The following is a 23,945-nucleotide window of genomic DNA, read 5'->3' on the forward strand; positions in this document are numbered from 1 at the left end:
ACAGTTAGCAATGGTAGTGTTGCTATTATTTGTGAGTAGTATGTATGGAGAAAAAATCTAAGGTGAGGTTCTACTTCTATTGTACAATATTTTACAGTTGGTTGAGGGAAAGAGAAGAGTTGTCATGAATTTGTTGGAAATAAAAAAGAGCCTCATATAAGAGAGGCTTTTTTACTTTTTAATTAATGTACCTAATTCTTCTGTAATAGCTTGCATTTCACTAATGCTGAATGTTTCACGTTTCATAACATGATCATAAATGTCACGTAAATCTTCGTACATTTCTTCGTTAAAACTAGCAGCTCTCATCGCTCCAGCATTAACCATACGTAATTTTTCTTTAATAGCTTCGACCATGTATTCAACGTTTTCTTCTGACTTTACGGATAAATCCACCGAAGTGTCCCCCTTTAAAATAACATAAGGCTATCTTAACATTTTTTATCATTTTCGTTAATGGATCTTTTCAATCCTATTAAATTAGTAGGGATTTCCTTTATATTTCATAATTGGTTGTTTATACTATAAGTATATATGAAGAAATGCACCAAGAAGGGAAGAAACAAAAACATGGTTCAAGTATTGTTTGTTTGTCTTGGGAACATTTGCCGTTCTCCGATGGCAGAAGCGATTTTTCGAAATCTTGTCGTAAAAGAGGGACTTGAAGAGAAAATTGTCATTGATTCTGCAGGAACTGGAGATTGGCATGTTGGCCATCCGCCACATAAAGGAACACAAAAAATTTTAAAAGAAAATGCAGTCACTTTTGAAGGAATTAAAGCAAGGCAAGTAGAAAAAGAAGACTTAACAAAGTTTGATTATATTATTGCCATGGACAACAAGAATATAGCAGATTTAAAAAGTTTAGGTAAAACTGGAGGCTATATTGGTAGGCTGTCCGATTTTGTTCCAGACGGTGGCTGGACAGACGTTCCTGACCCTTACTATACAGGGAATTTCCAAGAAGTATATGACCTTGTAACAGAAGGGTGTGCAAAGCTATTAGCTTTCATTCGAAATGAACAAGGAATATGAGGAAGCTTAGAAAGAAATACTTTCTAACATAAGAAATGAAAGGGTGAAGGAATATGGCAAAGAAAAATAATATTGCTCGAAACATTGCGATTGGTGTAGCGGCAGGTGTAGCTGTATCCATGTTAAAGAAAGAAAACCGTGAAAAAGTAAAAAATACAGCAGAAAAAGCAAAAACAAAGATGATTGAAATTGGTGAAAATGCAAAGATCAAAGAAAAAGTGCAAACTGTTACAGATAAAGGACGCGAACTTGCTGATTTCAATGTGGTAAAAGCGAAAGTAGCAGAAATTAAAAAATTAACGCCATCTGTTGTAGAGACGTTAAAAGAAACGAAAGAAATTTTTAGTAAGAAAAAAGTTGAGCCAGAAGAAAAGCCAGAAACGATTGAAATTCAAGCTGTATCTCCAAAGGTAGATGAGCTGAAAGCAGAAGAAGAGCCAGTAGTTGCTGAAGATGGTGGTATGAAAGAAGCGCGTGAATTATTTATAAAAGACTCAAATGCAGTGGAAAAAAAAACTGAAGCGTACATTGAGTTAAAGCAAGATAAAGAAGAGAAGAAAAGCGTTTAAACATATATGAGAAAAATTTTAGAAAAGGTGAGAAGAAATCGTACTTATTCGTTTGGTAAAGATTTATATGACCGGACGATGCGCGATGATGTAGCGGGCTTGGCAGCACAGCTCGCTTATTTCTTCTTGCTTGCAATTTTTCCTGGGCTCGTTTTCTTAATTACGCTTCTTGGATTTATTCCCATTCAAACAGAGGATGTGCTTAGTTTATTAGAGGTTTATGTACCAGATGATGCAATGAACTTAATTGAGGTAAATGTAGATAAAGTTGTAAACCAGCAAAATGGTGGTTTATTATCATTTGGTTTATTATCCATGTTATGGTTTGCCTCAAATGGTGTTAATGCGGTTATGAATGCTTTTAACCGCGCTTATGACGTAAAGGAAACACGTTCTTTTATTACAACAAGAGCGTTATCAATTGTGTTTACATTAGCTATTATTTTTATGATTGTCTTTGCGTTAATTGTTCCGGTATTCGGACAAGTTATTGGAGCAGCAGTGTTTAAAGCACTCGGTTTATCAGATAGTTTTTCTTTCGTATGGAGCATTACACGATTAGTAGCGAGTTTCTTCGTACTATTTGCTTTGTTTAGTTTCTTATATACATTTGCACCAGATCGAAAGTTAAAAAGAAGAGAAGTTATTTCAGGGGCGTTATTTGCTACTGTAGGATGGATTGTGGTGTCTTACTCATTTGCTTATTATGTAGATAAGTTTGCGAATTACGCCAATACATATGGTGGTCTCGGTGGTATCATTATTTTAATGTTATGGTTTTATTTAACTGGATGGGTAATTTTACTTGGCGGTGAAATTAATGGTTTACTCCACCATTATAGAACCGGTGACAATAATTCCCGTAATGAATAATGAGTTCTTGTTCCATAATAAAAAGGAACAGGGGGGATATTTCATGAGTAATAATAAAAAGAACCATAATAATAAAAGTAATAATAAACAAAAGAGCAGTTCGCATCCAAAGCATAAAACGAGTAGCAGTGCGAACGGTCATAATAGCTATCACTAAAAAAAAACGGGTCCTCTATGAGGGACCCGTTTTATTTGCTTCCTTTTAGTAATCGTAAGCCATTCAAAATGACAAGAATCGTACTTCCTTCATGGCCAATAACACCGAATGGAAGAGCTAAAAATTGCAAGAAGTTTGAACAAATTAGCATGGCAATAACGGCTAGCGAAAAGATTACGTTTTGCTTCACAATACGGTTCATTCGTTTTGATAAACGAATTGCTTGGGAAAGGCGAGATAGTTCGTTCTTCATCAGTACAACATCTGCAGTTTCTAAAGCTACATCTGTTCCTTCTCCCATTGCAACACCAATGCTAGCAGTAGCTAGGGCAGGTGCATCATTTATACCGTCTCCAACCATTGCTACTGTACCGTATTTTTCTTTTAACTTTTTAATCGTTTCAACTTTTGTTTCTGGTAAGCATGATGCGTAATATTCCTTTATATTACTTTCAGAGGCAATTGCTTTTGCCGTTTCTTCATTATCTCCAGTAATCATAATTGCTTCGACACCAATGCTTTGTAAATCACGAATAGCAGCTATTGTTTCTTGGCGAAGCGTATCTTTTAAAGCGATAAGTCCAAGAATGCCTCCCTCATCACTAATATAAACGACAGTTTTACCTTCTTTTTCAAGTGAGGCAGAAATACCATTATGAAATGTCTTTGTTTCTTCACCGATAAAATCAGCTTTACCTATTTTATAAGCGTTGTTTTCCAATATTCCTTTTAGACCAAAACCAGTTACATCTTCAACCTTTTCTGGTTTTTTTAAAGTAATGTCGTACGCATGTTGTGCATATTTAACAATGGATTCAGCTAAAGGATGTGTAGAGTGACTTTCAATTGATGCTGTAATAGAAAGTACTTCTTTTTCTGTTATATTTTCTCGAACATATACATCTGTTACGGTAGGTTTACCTTCTGTTAATGTTCCTGTTTTATCAAACGCGATTGCTTTCACAGAAGCAAGGCGTTCTAAATGTATACCGCCTTTAAAGAGAATACCGTTTCTCGCTCCGTTAGAAATGGCTGATAACGTAGCTGGTGTAATGGCAGCTACGAGCGCACAAGGAGATGCGACTACAAGTAAGATCATAGCGCGATAAAACGTTTCATTCCAGCTCCAGTCAAGTAAGAAATGAGGAACGAACATCATAAGCGCAACAACGAGTAGTACACCTTTTACGTATGTTCCTTCAAACTTTTCAATGAATAGTTGTGATGGTGATTTTTCACTTTGTGCACTTTGGACGAGACGGATAATCTTTTGGAATAATGTTTGATCGCTCGGCTTCGTAATTTTAACTTCGATAGCACCACGTAAATTTACAGTACCGGCAAATACTTCATCGCCATGTCTTTTCTCATTTGGAATAGGTTCTCCTGTGATTGCTGCCTCATCGATATTTGTTTCACCGTTATGAATCGTACCGTCAGCAGGAACACGTTCACCGGGTTTAATTAAAATAATGTCGTTAATTTGTAACTCTCCAACAGGAACACGTTCCTCAGTTCCGGTGGAAATACGTAATGCTTCTTCAGGTTGTAAGTCAAGAAGAGCGGAAATTTCTTTTTGGCTCTTACTTAACGTATAAGATTCCATAGCACCGCTGAGTGCAAAGATGAAGATTAAAATAGCCCCTTCTGCCCAGTAGCCAATAATTGCAGCACCAATAGCTGCAAAGAGCATTAGCATTTCAACATTTAGCTCTTTTTCTTCAATCGTATCTTCAATTCCTTCTTTTGCTTTTGCATATCCACCAACTATATAAGCAAGGATATAGCAAGTAATACCTACATTTATTGCATCGTTCCTTGTGAATAGCCAGCCAGCTAAAATAAAAATACCAGATGCCACTGCAAATACAAGTTCATAATGTTTTTTTAATGTGTCCCATAAAGAGGGATGAGAAATTGTTTCTTTTGCGTGTAACGTTTTTACTTCTGAGTTCATTACTACTCGCTCCTTCCGAATTCTTATTGAGAAAAATAATCAAAATCGAAACCCCTATAAAACGACGAAAGCTGCCATCCATAATGGATAGCAGCATTTCTGTTGAATCTGTTTTTAATCGTTCTTATGTTGTAATTATTCTATAGTATATCATATGTTTTTATGAGATGGTACGGTTTTGTTTCAAGTATAAACGGAAAACTTGTGTTTTCGCAATTCCTTTGGTATATATGAATATTGTTCATAAAAAGGTCGGAAAGGAAGACAACAAGTGAAGACAGAGAAATTTTTTACCCATCCGATTGGCGTATTTATTGCTGCAATAGTAGCAACTTTTTTATGGGGAAGCGCATTTCCTTTTATTAAATTAAGTTATGTTGAACTTGGAATTCAACCACAAGAAGTTGGAGAGCAAATATTATTTGCCGGTTATCGTTTCTTTTTATCTGGATTCATGCTCTTATTATTCTTTAAAGTGTTAGGAAAAGATATGAGCTTCAAAAAAGGAACGGGGAAACAGTTAATACAAATTGGTTTATTCCAAACGTTTCTTCAATATATCTGTTTTTATATTGGAATGAGTTATAGTTCGGGAATTGAAGGAGCTATCATTTCAGGGACATCATCATTCTTTCAAATTTTACTCGCCCATTTTTTATATAAAGATGATGCCCTCAATATGAGAAAAATAATTGGCGTATCGATTGGCTTTTGTGGCGTCGTTTTAGTAAATGTGCCGAGTGATGGTAGCTTATCATTTCATTTTGGAATCGGAAGCTTATTACTTCTTAGTGCAGCAATGCTGTATTCATATGGAAACATATTAGCGAAAGAAGGTAGTAAAACGTTAGATGTTGGCTATATGACAGCATACCAAATGATGTTTGGTTCTATAGGATTATTATGTATAGGGGCTTTACAAGTTGGAGTAATGCCATTTACATTTAGTCTACATGCACTACTTATGCTGATTTATTTATCTTTCTTATCTGCAGCTGGTTTTTGCATTTGGAATACAATTATGAAGTACAATAAGGTTGGAAAAGTATCTATGTATATGTTCTTTATACCCGTATTTGGTGTGTTATTATCGAGCATGATTTTAGGTGAAGCAATTCATTCATTTGTGTTACTCGGTTTAGCATGTGTAGCCGCGGGAATTATTGTGGTAAATCGGACGCCAGCTAAGCAAAAAATAGAGAAAGAAAAACAAGTAGCATAGAAAGCAGAAAAGCGATTACAATGGAAGAACAGTACTGTTCTTCTTTTTTTATAGAAAAAGGATAATAGACTAAGTGTAACGAAAAAAGATACAAAAAGCATTTATTGAGGAGAACATATTATGAATCTACTTTACGTGGTGTTAATTGGGCAAATACTTCTTTTTTTAATTGGTGCAATTTATGCAATGCGGCAGACAAAAAGAACGAAAGATAATATGCCGTTACCTTTAGCAATCCGTCTTATTCTTAGTTTTTCTTTAACAGGTAGTGCAATTTGGATATGGTTACAAGATCCATCTGTAGAGTATAGTACGTGGGTTGCACTTGGTATGACTTTATCGACTGTGGGAGATTTGTTTATGGCTGGGCTGATTCCAATTGGTCACAGGTTAATTGGTGGGATGGTTACTTTCGCTCTTGCTCATTGTTTTTATGTAAAAGCATTTTTGCAAACAGGAATTTCGTGGAATGGTTTTTGGATTGGCTTACTCGTATATGGGCTCTTTCTAATTGTAGGATGGTTCTTCTTTATCCGAAATGATAAACAGGATAAATTGTTTACGATAGGAGCTCTAATTTACGGATTGTGGGTTGGAGGAATGGCTTGCTTTGCATTCGCCTTATATTATGAAAATACAGGAATATGGTGGATACCAGCGTTTGGTGGTTTACTGTTTGTGATTTCTGATTTTATTATTGGCGTGACAGATATCGGAGGGCGTAAATTGAAGTATGAGCCACTTTGGATTTGGTTTACATATGTAGCTGCTCAAATGTGTATTGTATATGTGGGATTATAAAAAGATACTCTCAAAATAGTGAATAGACTATTTTGAGAGTATCTTTTTTGCTTGTTTAATTTAATCAGTATTTTTATTTTTATTTTTATTTTTAAATTTCTAATATTATAATTTTATAATTCAGAATTTTGTAGAAAATCATCGGTCGTATTATTTATAATAAAAGTAAAAAGATGATGAGTTGGTGAAATGATGCAAAAGAAAAAACGTTGGCGTGAATTCTTTGGAACTATTGCAATTGCGTGTTTATTGGTGTTTTTGGCGAAAATTTTTGTGTTTTTTCCGACGACTGTAAAAGGAGCATCCATGAGGCCGACGTTGCAAGATGGAGATAAGGTAATTGTTAATAAGTTAGCAAAACAATTTGAAAGCTATGGGAGAGAAGACATTATTGTTGTGAAAACAGATAATTTTTATGTCAAAAGAGTGATTGGATTATCTGGAGATATAATTGAGATGAGAAATGATCAATTATATGTGAATTCTGAAGTGATAGATGAAGAGTATTTGGATAGTAATAAAAAACAAGCAGAAAAAAAACTTATGAATTTAACAGAGGACTTTGGACCGATTACAGTTCCTAAAAATAAGATTTTTGTTATGGGAGATAATCGCTTAATAAGTAAAGATAGTAGAAATGGTTTAGGTTTTATTGATAGAGAAGATGTGTTAGGTAAGTTAGCAGGCATTTATTATCCGTTTGAAAATATGAAGATAATAAAGTAAAAAACCAAGCAAATTTTAGTTTGCTTGGTTTTTTTGTTAAACAGTAGGAGATTCGTTAGATACAAAGATATCTTCATGTTTCTTTGTAGTACTTAAAACAAATTTATGTTGTAGCAATTGTAGTTTAAATAGCGCTAAAGGATCATGATATGTTTCTGGATTGCTTCTTAGCGTTGCTAATGTTTGCTCGTCTTCCTTTATCTCAAGTTGAGCTGCATCCACATTTTGTTTCAATATGCTAAGTGGATCTTTAAAGAACATCATGATATCACGTTCTAATGCACCTTCAAATACTTCAAATTGTAGGAAGAATTGTTTTGAAATTGTGTGAGCAATTTCTGTATAGTCTTCTGTTTCAATATATTGTTTATATTTGTTGGCGAGCATAGATTGGTTTTTTTGCATATTACCAAATAATTTTCCGGCACTTTTTAAGAAAAACTGTGTTGGTGTAAAGCGTAATAAAATATTGATGTTCGTTACTGTAATTCGATTTGTCATTCGTACAACATCTCGATTCCAATCATCTAATAATTTGAAATCGCAAGGAAGTTTCATACGTTCTTCTTTATATAATTTATTAAACGTTTCACTCATTTCATCTAAATAAGCTTGAGCTTGAATAAATTCATTATGTGCTGTTTCAATCCATTCTTGAATAGACCCAGTAAATTTAGGAAGAAGTACCTGTTGTACATGCTTTTGAACTCGTTCATTCATTGCAGCATTTAATTCTTCATGAACTAGTTTGAAATCACTATCTTCTTGAACAAGATCAGAGCAGCTCTGTAATAATTCAGGAATTTGAGAATGTATATCTCGTGTAATTTCTTCTTTCGTTAAAAGATAGGATTCGGTAATAGAGCGAATTTTATCTTTTTCAAGAGCAGTAAGGTTATTAATAAATCCAGTAAGTTTCACTGAGATGTGTTTATTCCAGCGTACGGATTTTACTAATGTATTTTCTAATTCCACACGTTCATTTATGAGATAAGCAATTGTCTTTTGCGTAAACCATATTAGCTTTTCTATACGTTCTTTTTCTATATCGCGTTTTGCAAGATTAGAGAGAATAGATTCTGTTACATCTCCAAGTTGCTGACTACTCTCTTGCGAAGGAGAGTATGGGAAGAATTGTGCATCTGGAAAATGTACTTTAAGTTTACTAATTAGTTTTTCATTAGTAGTCGTATTATTTGTGTGTAATACGAAGTGAATTTGTAAGTTTGGTACTTGTTCACGTAAATAAATTAACGTATCAATTTCTTCACTATGCAATGGTGAAGAAGAATTTAATACGTAAACAAGGCTATCTGCCGCTTGTAAGTATTCAAAGTATGCATTGTTTTTATCCAATTGTCCTTGAATGGATGGTGTAATAAGAAATGTAAACTTATTTTTTCTTAAAAATCTACTTGGTAGCTTAATTTCTATACATTTTTTCTCAAGTTCTGACTGAGCAGATGTAGCCGTTATTTGATGGAATTCATCAAGGTTAGAGATATTTCTGATATCTAACTCGGTAAATTCTGTTATTTCAGTTTGACTAGCGTCTTTAAATAGAATAGGAGTTGTTAAAGTTTCAGTTAAGATGTTCTCTCCTAATATTGAATTAACAAATGATGTTTTATCATGGTCACTAGTTCCAGCTATTAGTAGTGGTGTGACATTTAAATCACATAGTTCATGGACGAGTAGCGTAAATTGATGACTTAAATCTACATCATTTTTCTCAGCCCATACAGCGATTGTTTCGAATAAATGAGAAACTGTTTCCATATTTACATCTGCTTCAGCTGATGTATTAGAAAGTAAGGATCCAGCACTTTTTACGAGTAATGATTCTAAAGTTGTAGGTGAGACTTCATTCCATGCTAATACTGCTGCAGAGACAACTAGAGAATCTTTTGCTTTCGTTAAACTGAACCAATTTGTTAATAGATTTGGTACAAGTCCGTTTAATTCATGCATAAAATGATTTCCGGTAATTAATGCAAAGTATGTTTCTTGATAGCGAGTAGAAATTTCATTCCAATCGTCATTATTGTCTGTTTCAATATGCAAGAATAAATGATTAATACTTTGAATCCAAGGAAGGTATAAGGATTCATGTTGGTAGCTATTCCAAAGAGCAATAACAAGTTCTTTAAATTGAGCTTGATCAACAGCATATAGAGCTTTTAAAGACTCATAGAAATATTCAGGCTTAATATTTTTAGTAAATCCTTTGTTTATGTAATTTATTAATGTATCAAACCAGTGTAAAGATTGTGTTCGAATACCTTCTTGAACAGCTAGTTCGATAGCGTTGTTCCAATCTTCTTGTTTTTCATAGAAAGAACGTGCAATTGCAGTAATATTTGGGTAATCCGGTTGGAATGCAACAGCTTCACTAATCGTCTTAAAAGCAAGTCCTAAACGATCTTGTTCGATATAAAGAGAAAGAAGTTGTAATGAAACTTCCATCGTAAGAGTTGTATCTTCTGTTTGAATAGATTGATAAATTTCTTCTGCCTTTGGTAGGAATCCTAGTTCAAAATAAGCATCTGCAATATTTTTTGTTGCCCAAAGTGCAAGAGTATTATTAACTTTTTCCCATTTAAATATAGCTGCTTCAAAATCTTTATTTTGATAATAAAATTCACCTTGAGCAAATCGAATATTAGAAATGTTGGAGAATTCATTTTTAGATTCATTTATATATGCTTCACCGAGTACTTCCGATGCAGGAGTAGAAGTTTCTTCTGTTAAAAATGTTTTATAGTAAACTTTTTGAATAAATTGATTTTCAATGGTCATGTTCGTTCCCCCCTGTATAATTTAGAAAAATGATGTTGTATGTAAAAGGGTTCATGTTCTTTTAATAGGTAGAAGTTGTATTATATAGACCAAACTATGTTTTTGCTAGATATATCATTTTTCTTGAGAGTTAAACCGTTGCGAAAAGTAACTTTCCTTTATTGTAACAAAAAAACACGCATATGAATTTTTATTTTTTATCAGGACATTTGCAGGCAGTAAGAATCTAATCTCAAAATTAGTGAATGTAAGTGAATTATGTCGGAGGCGAGATACCTGTAGAAGCCTGATGGATGTAGGCTAATAATCAGTAGAGGATGAAGAAAACCCACGCGGATTGAAGTTTAATTTTATCTCTGTTAAAGGAAAGAATAGAAGTAGAGTTCATTATAAAAACAATGTATAGTGAATATGTATACCATGTTTGCCTTAAAGATAGAAAGGGTACAATGTGGAATAACGATCGTGCATAGGATGTGTCTTCCGAATGGAACAACATATTGGCGAGTTAATCGCGCATTATGGCTATTTTGGAATTGTTATAGCTTTGGCTGGTGGGATTGTCGGATTACCGATACCAGACGAGTTTTTATTGACCTTTGTTGGTTATAATGTTTCAAAAGGAGTTATGTCAGGAACTGCTGCTTTTTTAAGTGGGATGGCTGGTGCGATGTTAGGGATCACGTTAAGCTACATATTAGGTTTAAAACTTGGGCTCCCTGTTTTAAAGAAATATGGGCCGAAAATTAGAATTAAAGAACATCACATTGAAAAAACACATATTTTATTTGAAAAATATGGGCCATTTCTTTTAATGATTGGTTATTTTATACCGGGAGTACGTCATTTAACAGCATATTTTGCTGGGGTATCAAATTTGACACTTTGGCGTTTTTGTTTGTACGCTTACGGTGGTGCGCTCATTTGGATAAGTGTTTTTATTGGGCTTGGCTGGAAGTTAGGCGAGAAGTGGCGCTTCGTTGAGTATAGTTTACATCATTATGGAATATGGATTTTATTAATTTCAGCAGTTGTTACATGTGTTGTATGGTTGTACATAAAGAAAAAGAAAAACCGCTAATAGCGGTTTTTTTAGCTGAAAGCAATAAATAATACACCAGCTGTAATAAAGACTACACCAACACCGGTCATAAAGTTTAACTTTTCACCGAGGATAATCATAGCGAGAATGATAGAAAATACGACGCTTAATTTATCGACAGGAGCTACTTGTGAAACCTTTCCTGTTTTGAGGGCAAGAAAATAAAATAGCCATGACGAAGCACCTGCAACCCCACTTAATGTGATAAATAGCAGTGCTTTTTTATTTAGCAGTACGTCGCCGATATTTTGAAATTTACCTTGTATGATAATAACGCCTATCATAAATAATGCCATAATAATAGATCGAATTGTTGTTGCAACATTTGCATCGATGCCGTTTAAACCAAACTTTCCAAAAATCGATACAAGGGCAGCAGCAATTGCTGATAATAGTGCAAACAAGAGCCACGAACTCATAGTAAAATTCCTCCAATCTTACAGTATTATACATGAAAATGATTCTCATGTATAAAGTTGAAGCAATTGAGGTTTATAGGAAGCACGACTTCAACTTAACTTCTTGTTCCACCTGAATTTTAAGGTGGGAGTTTGACTGCCCGCAAATAGTGGGCTAAATAACGAAATAATCCCCACCTTATATTTTTAATAAGGTGGGGATTATTATACTACTCTGCAATTTCCTCATATAAAAAGTACGTTACATTATAAATATGTTCTACTTCATCGTCTGTCATAAACAGTAATTCGTCACGCTCAATCCCTTTTTTCTTTTCAATAAACTCAATCATGTTTTTGCGTTCTTCTCTCTTCATCAATTTTATTTCTCCTCTCAATCTGTTTTAATACAGTTTATTTAAGTTACTGCTATTATATAACAGAATCTTTAGAAAGTTCCACCTATTTTATTGTTTTTTTCAAAAGAACTTTTCGACAAAACAAGCCCACCTAAGGGGGGCTTGTTTTATTTTATAGTCGTAAAAACTCAGGCTCCGTCGTACCGGCACCATCGATGTAATAAATTGTGTCGGGATTGATTTTTATCAATACGTAATTAGGGTCTTCAGGACCGAGTAACCAACGTTTTAAGCTATTATTCCAAAACTTGTTTTTTAATGTCGAGTCTTCCTCAATTGAAGCTAATCCTTCAACTTCAATATAATCTTCATCTAACTTTTTCCCTTCTCGTCCGAGTAATACATGGACATTAGGATTGTTTTCAATATCTGTTATCTTTTTTGATTGTCGATCTGTTGCAACGTACAGTACAAAATCTTCATGGAAAAACATCATAAAGGCGCTATGAGGTTTCTCATTTCGTACTGTAGATAATACACCGGTACGTTGACCTTGAATAATAGTTGCGATTTTTTCTTTTAAGTGCATAATTTTAACCCCTTTTCACAATTTATAATTCTGTCTGTTTAAACAAGATAATTTAAATATCTTTCATACTGTTTTCTTCAATCCGATTTTTTAAACGTAATTGTGATGAAATCGGACAAGTTAGGAGAAGAATAATAATAATATTGTGGAGAAATACATACGATGGAAGGGTGAAAAGCATGTTTAATAAAATATTTCTTATAGTAGCACTTATAGGTGTACCACTATCTGTACTTGGAAAAACACTTCATTGGCCAGAAACAATTATGTTCGCTGTGTATTGTATTACGATTATCGCGTTAGCTGGTTTTATGGGGAGAGCAACAGAGAGTTTAGCAATTGTATCTGGTCCTAGAATAGGCGGATTATTAAATGCTACTTTCGGTAATGCTGTTGAACTTATCATTTCAATTTTTGCACTTCAAGCAGGGTTAATTGAAGTGGTGTTAGCTTCTTTAACGGGTTCTGTACTTGGAAATTTATTATTAGTAGGAGGACTATCCTTCTTTGTAGGTGGACTTAAATATAAAAGGCAAAGCTTTAACGTTTACGATGCAAGGCATAATTCAGCTTTATTAATATTTGCTGTTGTCGTGGCCTTTGTTATTCCAGAGATCTTTTCAATGAAGATGGACGTTGGCAAGACGTATCAATTAAGTATAGGTGTTTCTATTATTATGATTATCATGTACATTGCTGCATTACTATTTAAGTTAGTTACGCACCGTGGTGTATATCAACATAAAAGTGACGAAGTAGCGCATGAAGAAGAGCCAGAGTGGTCGAAAGGGAAGGCACTCCTTATTTTAGCGATAGCAACACTGGCGGTAGCTTATGTATCAGAGGCGCTCGTGCATACTTTTGAAACTGTTGCAAAATCATTTGGTTGGTCAGAATTATTTATAGGGGTTATTATCGTTGCAATTGTTGGAAATGCAGCGGAACATGCATCTGCAATTATTATGGCTTATAAAAATAAAGTAAATATTGCAGTCGAAATTGCAATAGGTTCTACATTACAAATCGCCATGTTTGTTGCTCCTGTACTAGTATTGCTATCTATGTTCTTCGCGCAGAGGATGCCTTTAGTATTTACCATACCAGAACTTGTATCTATGATTACAGCCGTTTTCTTAACGATTGCGATTTCAAATGATGGAGATACAAACTGGTTTGAAGGCGGCACTTTACTAGCGGCGTATGTCATTATGGGAATTGGTTTTTATTTATTATGAAAAATAGGCATAACAATTGTGCTCAGAGAAAACAATAAACAAAGTAGTATATATACCTTTACATAGGAAGGAGCCAGACAGGTGAAACGAGTATACAGCATATGTCTTTCAACTATGGTCTCGTTTATTTTATTATTTCCTAACATGAGTTTTGCAAAGACAACAGTAGGAACAAAAATGCCTTCATCTGTTTTAAATATTTCAAAAGACAATACATTTCCAAATGATGCGCAAGATTTGCCACGTTTACAGCCAAGTAAGTTTGCTCAAGAACTATTGAAAACAGCTAATATTAAAATTGAAAATCCAGACTTAATTCGGATGTTTAATGAAACGACAATTTCAAATGCGCCGCTTGCAGTAGGGTACCGGGCAAAAATTTATTTAGGTCAATGGGCTTTACATTATGAATCAGTAGACACATCGATTAATTGGGAATATAAACAAGTGAATCGAAATGTGTATGATAATCGCGGAGGAGACCGTTTATATCCACTTCGCTATAAGCAAGAAACACAAAAGACGGTTGAAGGCGATTTAACAGCAGATATGAAAGATGCTGCAGATGTGAAAAAAATGATGCTTCTCAAAGCGCTTGAAAAAGTACAATTGCCCCTTTCGTTTAAAACAACTATTGGTTATGGTACTGGACATGAGCGTGTGTATAATATTAGTCCGAGTCAACTCGGATATTTATACGCTTATACACCAGCAGTAAATGAAAAGGGAAAAGTAACATTTGGAGAAGTGTATCTTGTATTAAAGGGAAATCAAAAAAGACTTGTTGTGAAAAATATTACTTCTCAAGGAATTGGAGCGGCGATTCCAATTCATGATCATTTATTTTTTAAATTCATTTCTTCTTCCCACTCGCAATAACGTAAAAAAACGTCAGCTTATAAGCTGACGTTTTTTATAATGTAATGTTTGCTGTTTTTGATAAGAAATCTTCTGTCGGATAGTAGCTGTTTTTTACAAGAACATTTGGTCCAAGACATTTTACTGCAGGACAGTGACAGCTTAATGATTTTGCTGTTTTTGAAGCACTCCATTTGTCATATGCTTCTTGTAATGTGTTTGTTTGTATGTTTCCTAGAAGTGGAACATCACCAAAGTCCGTTACAATAATATTTCCATCGAAAATATTTACATTTAAACGAGAACGGCCATCTGGATCATTACGAACAGTGACATTTTTGCTCTCTTGTAATTTTTTAAATGTGGCAATGTCTCGCTCGTCATCGCTACAAGCATAGAAAGGTAACGTTCCAAATAACATCCATACATTTTCATCACGAATTTCTAGTAAATGCTCAATAGCATCACGAATTTCAGCTTTTGTTAAAATCTCTAGATTACTCGCGAAGTCACTTGGATACATTGGGTGAACTTCATGACGTTTACAGCCCATCTCTTCGACGATTTGACGGTGAATATGTTCAATATGTGGTAGAGTTCTTTTGTTTAACATTGTTTCGGCCGATACAAGTACACCTGCATCTGATAGAGCCTTACTATTTGTAATCATTCTTTCGAATAATTTTGCACGTTGTTCGTAAGTAGGTTTACGCTCCATCATTGCAAATCCGCCTTCAACGAAGTCATCAATTGTTCCCCAGTTATGAGAGATATGCAACACGTCTAAATAAGGAATAATTTGTTCGTAACGTGCTAAATCTATAGTTAAGTTAGAGTTGATTTGAGTGCGAACGCCTCGTTCATGGGCGTATTTTAAGAGTGGTGTTACATAGTTGTCGACGGATTTTTTTGAAAGCATAGGTTCTCCGCCAGTAATACTTAAAGAACGTAAATGAGGAATCTCATCTAATCGTTTTAATAAAAGATCCATCGGAAGCGGATTTGGGTCTTTCGGCTGTAACGTGTAACCAACAGCGCAATGCTCACAGCGCATATTGCATAACGTCGTCGTTGTAAATTCAACATTTGTTAATAGTAGTTTGCCGTACTCTTCAAGGTCCATATACGCTTCCCATGGATCGTAAGAAGGAGTAATCGGCTTCATTTTTTGTGATATCGTCATATGAAATACTCCTTTGACTATTGAAATAACAATTTGTCCATTCTCTATAATAGAAGAATATGTGCTTTTTATAAAGTGAAACTTTTTAGCGTGAAAAGAGAGAGGGCTTACATTATAGTGGATGACTGTGACAAAATTGATGAAATTTCATGCCCATAGCAATCATTTTTGCGGTATAATAAAAGCAACTCGAATTAAAAGGAGAGTGCCTTCATGGGAAAAGCAATTCAAGATAAAGATACACAATTAGTATATTTAAAAGAGCGTTTAAATATGTTCATTGAAGTAATTGATACAATTGAACCTGAAGAAGTAGAATTAGAAGATGTAGATCGTCTTCTTGCAATGTTAGATGAATTAGAATTAAAATGTGAGCAATTTAAAAAAGACGAATAATATATTAAAAAGGCTGCCAATTCCAATTTGGTAGCCTTTTTCTGTGCGGATAATAGAAGGACGATAGAAAAAGAGGTATAATCAAGTTGTGAAAAATTTCATTTATGCTTTAATAGCGTGAAACAAATAAAAAGCTAAAGAGCATAACAATGGAATTTTCAGCTCATAACGTTTTGGTAGCGTTCACAATTGAGGGGGAAGTAACAATGGAAAAGCTTCAAGAAAGCATGTATCAACTAATTGTTGAAACGTCAACGAACTTACCGAAAGATGTTCGTCGTGCGATTCAACAAGCGAAAGAGCGAGAAAATGCAGGGACTCGTTCTGCGATGGCACTTGGCACAATTACAAATAATATTAAAATGGCTGATGATAACATCTCACCGATTTGCCAAGATACAGGGATGCCAACGTTTAAAATTTATACACCAGTTGGTGTGAATCAATTAAAGTTGAAGGAAGCTATCTATAATGCGCTTGAGCGGGCGACAAAAGATGGTAAACTTCGTCCAAATTCTGTTGACTCTCTTTTTGGAGACAATAGTGGAAATAATTTAGGACCAGGTACACCGGTTATTAAGTTTGAACAATGGGAAAAAGATTATATTGATGCACGTTTAATCCTAAAAGGTGGTGGCTGTGAGAATAAAAATATTCAATATAGCTTACCGTGTGAACTAGAAGGACTTGGACGAGCTGGCCGTGATTTAGAAGGAATTCGTAAATGCCTTCTTCATGCAGTATACCAGGCACAAGGTCAAGGATGTAGTGCTGGTGTAATTGGTGTTGGTATCGGGGGAGACCGCACATCAGGTTATGAATTAGCAAAAAATCAATTATTCCGTACATTAGATGATGTCAATCCAGTACCAGAGTTACAACAACTTGAAGAGTACGTATTAGAAAATGCGAATAAGCTTGGCATTGGTACAATGGGATTTGGTGGAGAAACAACTTTACTGGGCTGTAAAATTGGCGTGTATAACCGCCTGCCGGCTAGCTTCTACGTATCTGTGGCGTATAATTGCTGGGCATATCGCCGCCTAGGTGTAACAATCCATCCTGAAACAGGTGAAATTATGGATTGGTTATATCAAGAAGGTGAAGATACACTTCAGCATGAAGCACAAGAAAAAACAGAGCAACGTGAGATTGTATTACAAGCACCAATTACAGAAGAGCAAATTCGTGGACTTCGCGTTGGTGATGTTGTAACAATTAATGGCATGATGTATACAGGTCGTGACGCAATCCATAAGCATTTAATGGATAATGATTGTCCAGTAGATTTAAATGGACAAATTATTTACCACTGTGGTCCAGTTGTTGTGAAAGATGACAATGACAATTGGCAAATTAAAGCGGCAGGTCCAACGACAAGTATTCGTGAAGAACCGTACCAAGGCGATATTATGAAGAAATTTGGTATTCGCGCTGTTATTGGAAAAGGCGGTATGGGTGCGAAAACATTAGCGGCTTTAGAAGAACACGGCGGCGTGTACTTAAACGCAATTGGCGGTGCGGCGCAATATTATGCTGAATGTATTAAAGAAGTGAAAGATGTTGATTTCTTACAATTTGGTATTCCAGAAGCAATGTGGCATTTACGCATTGAAGGTTTTAAAGCAGTTGTAACGATGGACTCTCATGGTAATAGTTTACATGCAGATGTTGATAAAACATCACTTGAAAAATTAGCGAGCTTTAAAGAGCCGGTATTTAAATAAACAAAAATGCATCTCGAATCTTTCGAGATGCATTTTTTGGTATATATAGAAAAACATGCACAGCATGAAAGTAAGTAAGTAAACAGAAACTACAGGTACGATTATATATGGAAAGGAGACTATTTATGAAATATAAATGGTTATATATCGGTCTCATTTTTTCAATTATGATGGCACTTGTTCCAGTTTCGGCATTGGCTTATACAAATACTCCACATAACTGGGGAATCCCGCGTCCTAAAAATGAAACAGTACCAGATGCAGGAAAGTTATATACGGATTTACTGCAAAAAAATGGCGGGTTTTATTTAGGAGATACGAAGAAAAAAGATATTTATTTAACATTTGATAATGGATATGAGAATGGATACACAGGGAAAATCTTAGATGTATTAAAAGAGAAAAAAGTACCAGCAACTTTCTTTGTAACGGGGCATTACATTAAAACACAAAAAGATTTATTGTTAAGAATGAAGGATGAAGGACACATTATTGGAAATCATTCTTGGAGTCATCCTGATTTTACAGCGGTAAATGATGAGAAGCTTCGTGAAGAATTAACGAGTGTAACGGAAGAAATTAAAAAAGTAACTGGGCAAAAAGAAGTGAAATATGTACGTCCTCCGCGCGGCGTATTTAGTGAAAGAACGTTAGCTCTTACGAAAGAAATGGGCTACTATAATGTATTTTGGTCACTTGCATTTTTGGATTGGAAAGTGGATCAGCAAAGAGGATGGCAATATGCGCATAATAATGTTATGACGATGATTCACCCAGGATCTATTTTATTACTTCATGCAATATCAAAAGATAATGCAGAAGCACTTGCAAAAATCATTGATGATTTGCGCGAGAAAGGGTATCATTTTAAAAGTCTAGATGACTTAGTAAAAAGCAATCAACCGTAAGCATGTATGCTTACGGTTTTCTCATGCTATAATGATGTGTAAAAAGGATGGGGAAACGTATGTGGAGCGAACATGTTACGTTAGAGTATCCGTATCATTTTGAAGAAGTATTAAAACGTTTATCTTTTGATCCTCTTAACGTCATTCAATTAGATGAGAAAGTCATTTATATCCCGCTTTGTATAGACGAGGAACAGGTTATTGTTCGCTTACAAGGGATTGGTACTGTTCAAAATCCACAGTTTTGGATTTCTAGTCAGACAGGAAATCCGGAGAAAGTCATGAAACGAATGAGGGCCATTTTTCATTGGAATGAACCGTTTCAAGATATACAAAATCATTTTTTAAACACATCATTACGTCCACTATTTGAAACATATGCTTATACTCCAATTATTTTAGAATTTGATTATTTTGCTTGTCTTCTTCGCTGTATCATTCACCAACAAATAAATTTGAAATTTGCTACTGTGTTAACAGAACAATTTGTGAAACGGTATGGAACAGAGAAGAACGGTGTATTCTTTTTCCCCACTCCGGAAATAGTAGCAAATATTTCAATAGAAGAATTGAGAGAGCAGAAGTTTAGTCAGCGAAAGGCTGAATATATAGTAGGATTAGGTCGAAGTATTGTCAGTGGTACATTAAATTTAGCGAGTATAGAAAATGGGACGGAAGAAGAAGTTTCAGCACAATTGTTGCCAATTAGGGGAATTGGTGCATGGACAGTGCAAAACTTTTTAATGTTTGGGCTTGGACGGAAAAATATGTTCCCGAAAGCGGACATTGGGATTCAGCGTGCAGTGCAAGGTATATTTCAATTAGATGATAAACCTGATGATGCATTTTTAGAAAAAGTGAAACAAGAGTGTGAACCATACTGCAGTTATGCAGCGTTATATTTATGGAAAAGTATAGAGTAGAGGTGTAATAATGATACAAAAGCAACATGAGAGTAAGTTGGAAGTTGGTCAAACGTTTCCTGTGACAATTAAACGTCTTGGGATTAACGGAGAAGGCGTTGGTTATTTTAAGAGACAAGTTGTTTTCATTCCAGGGGCATTACCAGGGGAAGAAGTTGTTGCAGAAACAACGAAAATTCAGCGTGGCTTCGCTGAAGCGAAAGTGAAAAAAGTTCGTAAAGCTTCACCGCATCGTGTGAAAGCACCGTGTCCAGTATATGAGGAGTGTGGCGGTTGTCAGCTGCAACATTTAGATTATAAAGAACAATTGAATCAAAAGCGTGATATCGTTGTACAAGCATTTGAGAAGTACATGAAAAACAGTATGGAAGAGAAAATTCGTCCAACGCTTGGCATGGAAAATCCATGGCATTACCGTAATAAGAGTCAATTACAAGTGGGGCGTAAAGACGAAAAGGTTATTACAGGGCTATATAAACAAAACTCACATCAGTTAATTGATATTGCTCACTGTATGATTCAACATAAAGCAACGAATGAAGCGACAAAAGTTGTAAGACGTATTTTAGAAAAATTAAATGTTTCTATTTACAACGAGAAAAAACAAAAAGGTTTAGTACGCACAATTGTAACACGTACTGCAGTTCAAACAGGGGAAGTACAAGTTACACTTATTACAACAAAAGAAGAATTACCAAATAAAGAACAATTTGTTGCAGAAGTACAAAAACAGATGCCAGCGGTTAAATCAATTATGCAAAATGTAAACTGGCGTAAAACATCTGTTATTTTTGGAGACAAAACATTTAAATTAGCTGGAAAAGAAGTAATTCAAGAAACACTTGGTGATTTATCATTTGAATTATCAGCACGTGCATTCTTCCAGTTGAATCCAGAACAAACAGTTGTTTTATATAATGAGGCGAAAAAAGCAGCTGCGTTAACAGGAAACGAGAAGATTGTGGATGCTTACTGTGGTGTTGGTACAATCGGTCTTTGGCTTGCAAATGATGCAGCGGAAGTACGTGGTATGGATGTAATTCCAGAAGCGATTGCAGATGCAAGAAAAAATGCGAAGCGCCACGGATTTACAAATACGAAATATGAAGCAGGTAAAGCTGAACAATGGTTACCGAAATGGGTAAAAGAAGGATGGCGTCCAGATGTAATTGTTGTCGATCCACCACGTACAGGTTGCGATGATAAATTACTGGAAACAATTTTAAAAGTGAAGCCGAAACAAGTTGTGTACGTGTCTTGTAATCCTTCATCATTAGCACGTGATGTACAAGCATTAATGAAGAGCTATGAAGTGGAGTATGTGCAACCAGTTGATATGTTCCCGCATACAGCTCACGTAGAAAATGTAGTGAAGCTTGTTAGAAAGTAAAGTTTATTAATATTCCCTCATGGTATGAGGGAATATTTTCTATGAAGGAGAATATTATGCATAATTATAAATTAACGATTCAGTATGATGGTGCACGTTTTAAAGGATGGCAACGTCTCGGTAATAACGATAATACGATTCAAGGAAAAATCGAAAGTGTCATATCTGAAATGATCGGAAAAGAAATTGAAATTATCGGTTGTAGTAGAACAGACGCTGGTGTACATGCTTTGAATCAAGTTGCTAACTTTCAAAGTGATGAGAAGTTAGTGGAACATAAAGTGAAAAAATATTTAAATCAATATTTACCTAATGATATTAGCATTACGAATGTGGAAGAAGTATATGATCGTTTCCATGCTCGTTACAATTCTAAAGCAAAAACATATCTGTATAAAATTTGGAATGAAGAGCATACAAATCCATTTATGCGTAAATACAGCATGCATGTGAATAAAAAATTAAATGTGGAAAGCATGAAAGCAGCTGCGAAACATTTAGTTGGTTCACATGATTTTACTGCTTTTTCAAATGCGAAATCAAAGAAAAAATCTATGGTTCGAGAAGTATATACACTTGATGTGATGGAAGAGGCAGGGTTTGTACAAATTAGAGTAAGTGGTAACGGCTTCCTTCATAACATGGTAAGAAAAATTGTTGGAGCATTAATTGAAGTTGGATTAGGACAATTAGATGCTGAAGCAATTCCACAAATTCTAGAGGCGAAACAACGTAATCAAATTAATTGTCTTGCTGAGGCGAGTGGTTTGTATTTGGAGAATGTTGAGTTTTAATGGCAAATAAAAAAATCGGGCTAAGTAGCTCGATTTTTTTAGTATTACGAAGATTTCTCTTTTTTTATACGTATCTTCAAATTCCAAAAAGCAGCAAGCATAATAGCTGCAAAGGAGCCGCTAATTGTTCCAAATAGTTTTGCATAAGGAGAGCTGCTTACATCGGCATTAATGAATAACATCATACAGAGCATGGCAGGGAAAAAGTATAAGTATTGTAATAACTTTAATTTTTTATCATTACTCATATATATAGCCCCTTTCTAGCATGTTATATGTTTATTATAACATATTTTACCAAGTTGTTTTTACACTTGGAGACATGTTCATTTCATATGTGTAAATGCAGTTTTTTAATTCGATATTGTAAGTTTTGCCTACTTAATCCTAAAAATTTTGCAGCTTGTGAGATGTTGCCATGATTCTCTTTAAGAATTTGGTTAATGTAGTTCTTTTCCATTTTTTCTATTGTGTGTTTTAAAGTTTTTGGTGCATCAGTATTGTGATTAGTTAGTGCATGTTGCATATTGAATTCTGTTTTTATTCGTTCACGGAAGCGAGTAGGCATATGAAACGCTGTAATGATGGTTTCATCTTCTATTAAGTTCATGGAACCTTCAATTATATGTTCCAACTCCCGTACGTTCCCAGGCCAATCGTATGCATAGAAAAATTCTCTTACATTTACATCTACATCGGTTACGTTTAGCCCGAATTGAGTATTATATTTTTCAATAAAGTGCTGAACAAGAGCTAGAATATCTTCTTTTCTTTCACGTAAAGGCGGAAGACATAAAGTAACGACGCTTAATCGGTAATATAAGTCTTCTCTTAATCGATTATGTGCGATGGCTTCGAAAGGATCTTCATTGATAGTTGCTATAATACGAACATCAATTTCTTTTTCGTGTGTGCCTCCGATTCTTCGTATTGTTTTTTCTTGTATAGCTCGTAGTAACTTCGCTTGAAGTGCTGGACTTAATGAGTTGATTTCATCTAATAACAAAGTTCCTCCGTTCGCTTCTTCAAATAAACCAGCTTTATCGATAGCTCCTGTAAATGCACCTCGGTTTGTACCGAATAATAAGCTTTCCATGAGTGTATCAGGTATAGCGGCACAGTTCTGTGAAATAAAGGGTTTTGTTGAACGCTGACTTTCATTATGGATGCTTTGTGCAAATAGTTCTTTCCCAGTGCCTGTTTCTCCTACTAGAAGTATGGAGGAAGATGTACGAATTACTCTTTTTCCTTCAGTAATGATTGATTGAATAGCTTCAGAATCACCAATTATGTGATCAAAGGTAAATTTAGTACTTTGTTTTCGAGAAGGGCCCATTCTTATTGTTTGCTTTAAGTTACTAATTTCTTTTGATATTTCAATAGCGCCTTTAATTTTTCCATTTTCTATTATAGGGAAAGTATCGTTAATCGTTGTAATTTCTTGTCCTTTATTGTTAAAATACGTTTGTTTTATATTTTTGTTTGTTTTTCCTAATTTTAATGCCTCTATAAGAGTACTATTTTTATTTTCTTCAAATGCAAATATTTCTAAAGGACTTTTATATAATACATCTGAGCGTTCCATTGATTCAATTTCCATCATTTTGCGGTTATAGATAATCGTTTTACTTTCCTCATTAATAATATGAATCCCGATATCGAGTTCATTGAGTAAAGTTTCATATAGCATGTTCATTTCAATGATCTGTTTAAAATTAATGTCTTCTGTACGCATAGATTATCTTCTCCTCATTTCACCCTATGAAGACTGACTTTTTATAATTTTATTAAAATTCTTATAAAACCGCAAAATTTTTTTGCTATTTTCCTTTTAAAACTTTTCAAATGATAGAAAAATTTTGCGGTTGTGCACGCTTTTTTGTGTAAAACTCTCATTTAATATATGAATTAGAGACTTGGTACGCATTTTGCATAAATAATATT

The 23,945-nt window shown here is 34.6% G+C and carries 24 protein-coding genes; 15 read left to right on the forward strand and 9 right to left on the reverse strand.

Annotated features, from left to right (window positions below; all coding sequences use genetic code 11):
* Positions 1-171: 171 nt before the first annotated feature.
* The gene (locus tag H6481_RS10215) at positions 172-396 is read right to left on the reverse strand and encodes a DUF1128 domain-containing protein (protein ID WP_000366196.1); all 225 of its coding nucleotides are present in this window, start codon (positions 394-396) and stop codon (positions 172-174) included.
* Between the two features lie 174 nt (positions 397-570).
* Between H6481_RS10215 and H6481_RS10220 the strand changes: the two genes are divergently transcribed.
* The 3 genes from H6481_RS10220 to H6481_RS10230 are packed head-to-tail and all read left to right on the forward strand — an operon-like array spanning position 571 to position 2,477.
* A complete protein-coding gene (locus H6481_RS10220) occupies positions 571-1,035 on the forward strand; it encodes a low molecular weight protein-tyrosine-phosphatase (protein WP_000250916.1) in 465 nt (154 codons plus the stop codon).
* Between the two features lie 53 nt (positions 1,036-1,088).
* Complete coding sequence (locus H6481_RS10225) at positions 1,089-1,604, forward strand: DUF4075 domain-containing protein (protein WP_001085387.1); 516 nt, start codon at positions 1,089-1,091, stop codon at positions 1,602-1,604.
* Positions 1,605-1,610: 6 nt separating this feature from the next.
* On the forward strand, positions 1,611-2,477 hold the full coding sequence (locus tag H6481_RS10230; protein WP_001226536.1) for a YihY/virulence factor BrkB family protein: 867 nt from the start codon (positions 1,611-1,613) through the stop codon (positions 2,475-2,477).
* A 188-nt stretch (positions 2,478-2,665) separates the two neighbouring features.
* Here the strand turns inward: H6481_RS10230 and H6481_RS10235 are convergent, their stop codons facing one another.
* Entirely contained in the window at positions 2,666-4,591 is a 1,926-nt protein-coding gene (locus tag H6481_RS10235; RefSeq protein ID WP_182811626.1) for a heavy metal translocating P-type ATPase, read from the reverse strand.
* A gap of 271 nt (positions 4,592-4,862) precedes the next feature.
* Between H6481_RS10235 and H6481_RS10240 the strand changes: the two genes are divergently transcribed.
* The 3 genes from H6481_RS10240 to lepB all read left to right on the forward strand — a co-directional run bounded on the left by H6481_RS10240 (position 4,863) and on the right by lepB (position 7,340).
* A complete protein-coding gene (locus tag H6481_RS10240; RefSeq protein WP_063546354.1) occupies positions 4,863-5,813 on the forward strand; it encodes a DMT family transporter in 951 nt (316 codons plus the stop codon).
* Positions 5,814-5,933: 120 nt separating this feature from the next.
* Positions 5,934-6,614 carry a lysoplasmalogenase gene (locus tag H6481_RS10245; RefSeq protein WP_001051080.1) on the forward strand — a complete coding sequence of 227 codons (681 nt, stop codon included), beginning with the start codon at positions 5,934-5,936 and terminating at the stop codon, positions 6,612-6,614.
* 189 nt (positions 6,615-6,803) lie between these two features.
* Positions 6,804-7,340, forward strand: coding sequence for a signal peptidase I (lepB, locus tag H6481_RS10250; RefSeq protein ID WP_000983309.1), 537 nt, complete (start codon positions 6,804-6,806; stop codon positions 7,338-7,340).
* A 36-nt stretch (positions 7,341-7,376) separates the two neighbouring features.
* On the opposite strand, the gene H6481_RS10255 is transcribed toward lepB, so the two are convergent.
* Complete coding sequence (locus tag H6481_RS10255; protein ID WP_023520995.1) at positions 7,377-10,139, reverse strand: tetratricopeptide repeat family protein; 2,763 nt, start codon at positions 10,137-10,139, stop codon at positions 7,377-7,379.
* A gap of 487 nt (positions 10,140-10,626) precedes the next feature.
* Between H6481_RS10255 and H6481_RS10260 the strand changes: the two genes are divergently transcribed.
* A complete protein-coding gene (locus tag H6481_RS10260; RefSeq protein WP_000434878.1) occupies positions 10,627-11,220 on the forward strand; it encodes a DedA family protein in 594 nt (197 codons plus the stop codon).
* Positions 11,221-11,231: 11 nt separating this feature from the next.
* Here the strand turns inward: H6481_RS10260 and H6481_RS10265 are convergent, their stop codons facing one another.
* From H6481_RS10265 to H6481_RS10275, 3 genes are all read right to left on the reverse strand, one after another.
* The gene (locus tag H6481_RS10265) at positions 11,232-11,660 is read right to left on the reverse strand and encodes an EamA family transporter (RefSeq protein WP_182811628.1); all 429 of its coding nucleotides are present in this window, start codon (positions 11,658-11,660) and stop codon (positions 11,232-11,234) included.
* 209 nt (positions 11,661-11,869) lie between these two features.
* Positions 11,870-12,016 carry a BH0509 family protein gene (locus H6481_RS10270; RefSeq protein WP_000817786.1) on the reverse strand — a complete coding sequence of 49 codons (147 nt, stop codon included), beginning with the start codon at positions 12,014-12,016 and terminating at the stop codon, positions 11,870-11,872.
* Between the two features lie 154 nt (positions 12,017-12,170).
* Positions 12,171-12,587: a pyridoxamine 5'-phosphate oxidase family protein gene (locus H6481_RS10275; protein ID WP_000550219.1), complete on the reverse strand. Its 417-nt coding sequence runs from the start codon at positions 12,585-12,587 to the stop codon at positions 12,171-12,173.
* Between the two features lie 179 nt (positions 12,588-12,766).
* Here H6481_RS10275 and cax point away from each other — a divergent pair, with 179 nt between their 5' ends.
* Positions 12,767-13,822 (forward strand): calcium/proton exchanger, encoded by a 1,056-nt coding sequence (gene cax, locus H6481_RS10280; protein ID WP_000482136.1) that lies wholly within the window; start codon positions 12,767-12,769, stop codon positions 13,820-13,822.
* A gap of 81 nt (positions 13,823-13,903) precedes the next feature.
* Positions 13,904-14,701: a YfkD famly protein gene (locus tag H6481_RS10285; RefSeq protein ID WP_002083605.1), complete on the forward strand. Its 798-nt coding sequence runs from the start codon at positions 13,904-13,906 to the stop codon at positions 14,699-14,701.
* A gap of 34 nt (positions 14,702-14,735) precedes the next feature.
* Here the strand turns inward: H6481_RS10285 and yfkAB are convergent, their stop codons facing one another.
* Positions 14,736-15,863: a radical SAM/CxCxxxxC motif protein YfkAB gene (gene yfkAB, locus H6481_RS10290; protein ID WP_000156022.1), complete on the reverse strand. Its 1,128-nt coding sequence runs from the start codon at positions 15,861-15,863 to the stop codon at positions 14,736-14,738.
* Positions 15,864-16,076: 213 nt separating this feature from the next.
* Between yfkAB and H6481_RS10295 the strand changes: the two genes are divergently transcribed.
* The 6 genes from H6481_RS10295 (at position 16,077) to truA (ending at position 22,001) form a co-directional block, all read left to right on the forward strand.
* A complete protein-coding gene (locus H6481_RS10295; RefSeq protein WP_000513558.1) occupies positions 16,077-16,259 on the forward strand; it encodes an SE1561 family protein in 183 nt (60 codons plus the stop codon).
* Between the two features lie 206 nt (positions 16,260-16,465).
* On the forward strand, positions 16,466-17,986 hold the full coding sequence (gene fumA / locus H6481_RS10300; RefSeq protein ID WP_000413530.1) for a class I fumarate hydratase: 1,521 nt from the start codon (positions 16,466-16,468) through the stop codon (positions 17,984-17,986).
* Between the two features lie 125 nt (positions 17,987-18,111).
* Positions 18,112-18,894, forward strand: a complete 783-nt coding sequence (gene pdaA, locus H6481_RS10305; RefSeq protein WP_000875957.1) for a delta-lactam-biosynthetic de-N-acetylase — start codon at positions 18,112-18,114, stop codon at positions 18,892-18,894.
* A 59-nt stretch (positions 18,895-18,953) separates the two neighbouring features.
* Entirely contained in the window at positions 18,954-19,817 is an 864-nt protein-coding gene (locus H6481_RS10310) for a DNA-3-methyladenine glycosylase (protein WP_065481908.1), read from the forward strand.
* Between the two features lie 10 nt (positions 19,818-19,827).
* Positions 19,828-21,207, forward strand: a complete 1,380-nt coding sequence (gene rlmD / locus H6481_RS10315; RefSeq protein WP_017657168.1) for a 23S rRNA (uracil(1939)-C(5))-methyltransferase RlmD — start codon at positions 19,828-19,830, stop codon at positions 21,205-21,207.
* Positions 21,208-21,263: 56 nt separating this feature from the next.
* Positions 21,264-22,001: a tRNA pseudouridine(38-40) synthase TruA gene (gene truA / locus H6481_RS10320; protein WP_048538466.1), complete on the forward strand. Its 738-nt coding sequence runs from the start codon at positions 21,264-21,266 to the stop codon at positions 21,999-22,001.
* 44 nt (positions 22,002-22,045) lie between these two features.
* On the opposite strand, the gene H6481_RS10325 is transcribed toward truA, so the two are convergent.
* Positions 22,046-22,249 (reverse strand): hypothetical protein, encoded by a 204-nt coding sequence (locus H6481_RS10325; RefSeq protein WP_000063858.1) that lies wholly within the window; start codon positions 22,247-22,249, stop codon positions 22,046-22,048.
* An 83-nt stretch (positions 22,250-22,332) separates the two neighbouring features.
* Complete coding sequence (locus H6481_RS10330) at positions 22,333-23,736, reverse strand: sigma 54-interacting transcriptional regulator (RefSeq protein WP_001258420.1); 1,404 nt, start codon at positions 23,734-23,736, stop codon at positions 22,333-22,335.
* Positions 23,737-23,945: the final 209 nt, after the last annotated feature.

This window comes from Bacillus sp. ME78 (assembly GCF_903970865.1).
Classification (GTDB): domain Bacteria; phylum Bacillota; class Bacilli; order Bacillales; family Bacillaceae_G; genus Bacillus_A; species Bacillus_A cereus.

What these genes read in the sequence shown, in the direction of transcription:
- cax (WP_000482136.1), top strand. Translation starts at nt 12,767, where the DNA reads ATGTTTAATAAAATATTTCTTATAGTAGCACTTATAGGTGTACCACTA.
- pdaA (WP_000875957.1), top strand. Translation starts at nt 18,112, where the DNA reads ATGAAATATAAATGGTTATATATCGGTCTCATTTTTTCAATTATGATG.
- H6481_RS10330 (WP_001258420.1), bottom strand. Translation starts at nt 23,736, where the DNA reads ATGCGTACAGAAGACATTAATTTTAAACAGATCATTGAAATGAACATG.
- fumA (WP_000413530.1), top strand. Translation starts at nt 16,466, where the DNA reads ATGGAAAAGCTTCAAGAAAGCATGTATCAACTAATTGTTGAAACGTCA.
- H6481_RS10220 (WP_000250916.1), top strand. Translation starts at nt 571, where the DNA reads ATGGTTCAAGTATTGTTTGTTTGTCTTGGGAACATTTGCCGTTCTCCG.
- truA (WP_048538466.1), top strand. Translation starts at nt 21,264, where the DNA reads ATGCATAATTATAAATTAACGATTCAGTATGATGGTGCACGTTTTAAA.
- H6481_RS10225 (WP_001085387.1), top strand. Translation starts at nt 1,089, where the DNA reads ATGGCAAAGAAAAATAATATTGCTCGAAACATTGCGATTGGTGTAGCG.
- H6481_RS10275 (WP_000550219.1), bottom strand. Translation starts at nt 12,587, where the DNA reads ATGCACTTAAAAGAAAAAATCGCAACTATTATTCAAGGTCAACGTACC.
- H6481_RS10270 (WP_000817786.1), bottom strand. Translation starts at nt 12,016, where the DNA reads ATGAAGAGAGAAGAACGCAAAAACATGATTGAGTTTATTGAAAAGAAA.
- H6481_RS10255 (WP_023520995.1), bottom strand. Translation starts at nt 10,139, where the DNA reads ATGACCATTGAAAATCAATTTATTCAAAAAGTTTACTATAAAACATTT.
- H6481_RS10265 (WP_182811628.1), bottom strand. Translation starts at nt 11,660, where the DNA reads ATGAGTTCGTGGCTCTTGTTTGCACTATTATCAGCAATTGCTGCTGCC.
- H6481_RS10245 (WP_001051080.1), top strand. Translation starts at nt 5,934, where the DNA reads ATGAATCTACTTTACGTGGTGTTAATTGGGCAAATACTTCTTTTTTTA.
- H6481_RS10260 (WP_000434878.1), top strand. Translation starts at nt 10,627, where the DNA reads ATGGAACAACATATTGGCGAGTTAATCGCGCATTATGGCTATTTTGGA.
- H6481_RS10325 (WP_000063858.1), bottom strand. Translation starts at nt 22,249, where the DNA reads ATGAGTAATGATAAAAAATTAAAGTTATTACAATACTTATACTTTTTC.
- H6481_RS10230 (WP_001226536.1), top strand. Translation starts at nt 1,611, where the DNA reads ATGAGAAAAATTTTAGAAAAGGTGAGAAGAAATCGTACTTATTCGTTT.
- H6481_RS10310 (WP_065481908.1), top strand. Translation starts at nt 18,954, where the DNA reads ATGTGGAGCGAACATGTTACGTTAGAGTATCCGTATCATTTTGAAGAA.
- yfkAB (WP_000156022.1), bottom strand. Translation starts at nt 15,863, where the DNA reads ATGACGATATCACAAAAAATGAAGCCGATTACTCCTTCTTACGATCCA.
- rlmD (WP_017657168.1), top strand. Translation starts at nt 19,828, where the DNA reads ATGATACAAAAGCAACATGAGAGTAAGTTGGAAGTTGGTCAAACGTTT.
- H6481_RS10295 (WP_000513558.1), top strand. Translation starts at nt 16,077, where the DNA reads ATGGGAAAAGCAATTCAAGATAAAGATACACAATTAGTATATTTAAAA.
- H6481_RS10235 (WP_182811626.1), bottom strand. Translation starts at nt 4,591, where the DNA reads ATGAACTCAGAAGTAAAAACGTTACACGCAAAAGAAACAATTTCTCAT.
- lepB (WP_000983309.1), top strand. Translation starts at nt 6,804, where the DNA reads ATGATGCAAAAGAAAAAACGTTGGCGTGAATTCTTTGGAACTATTGCA.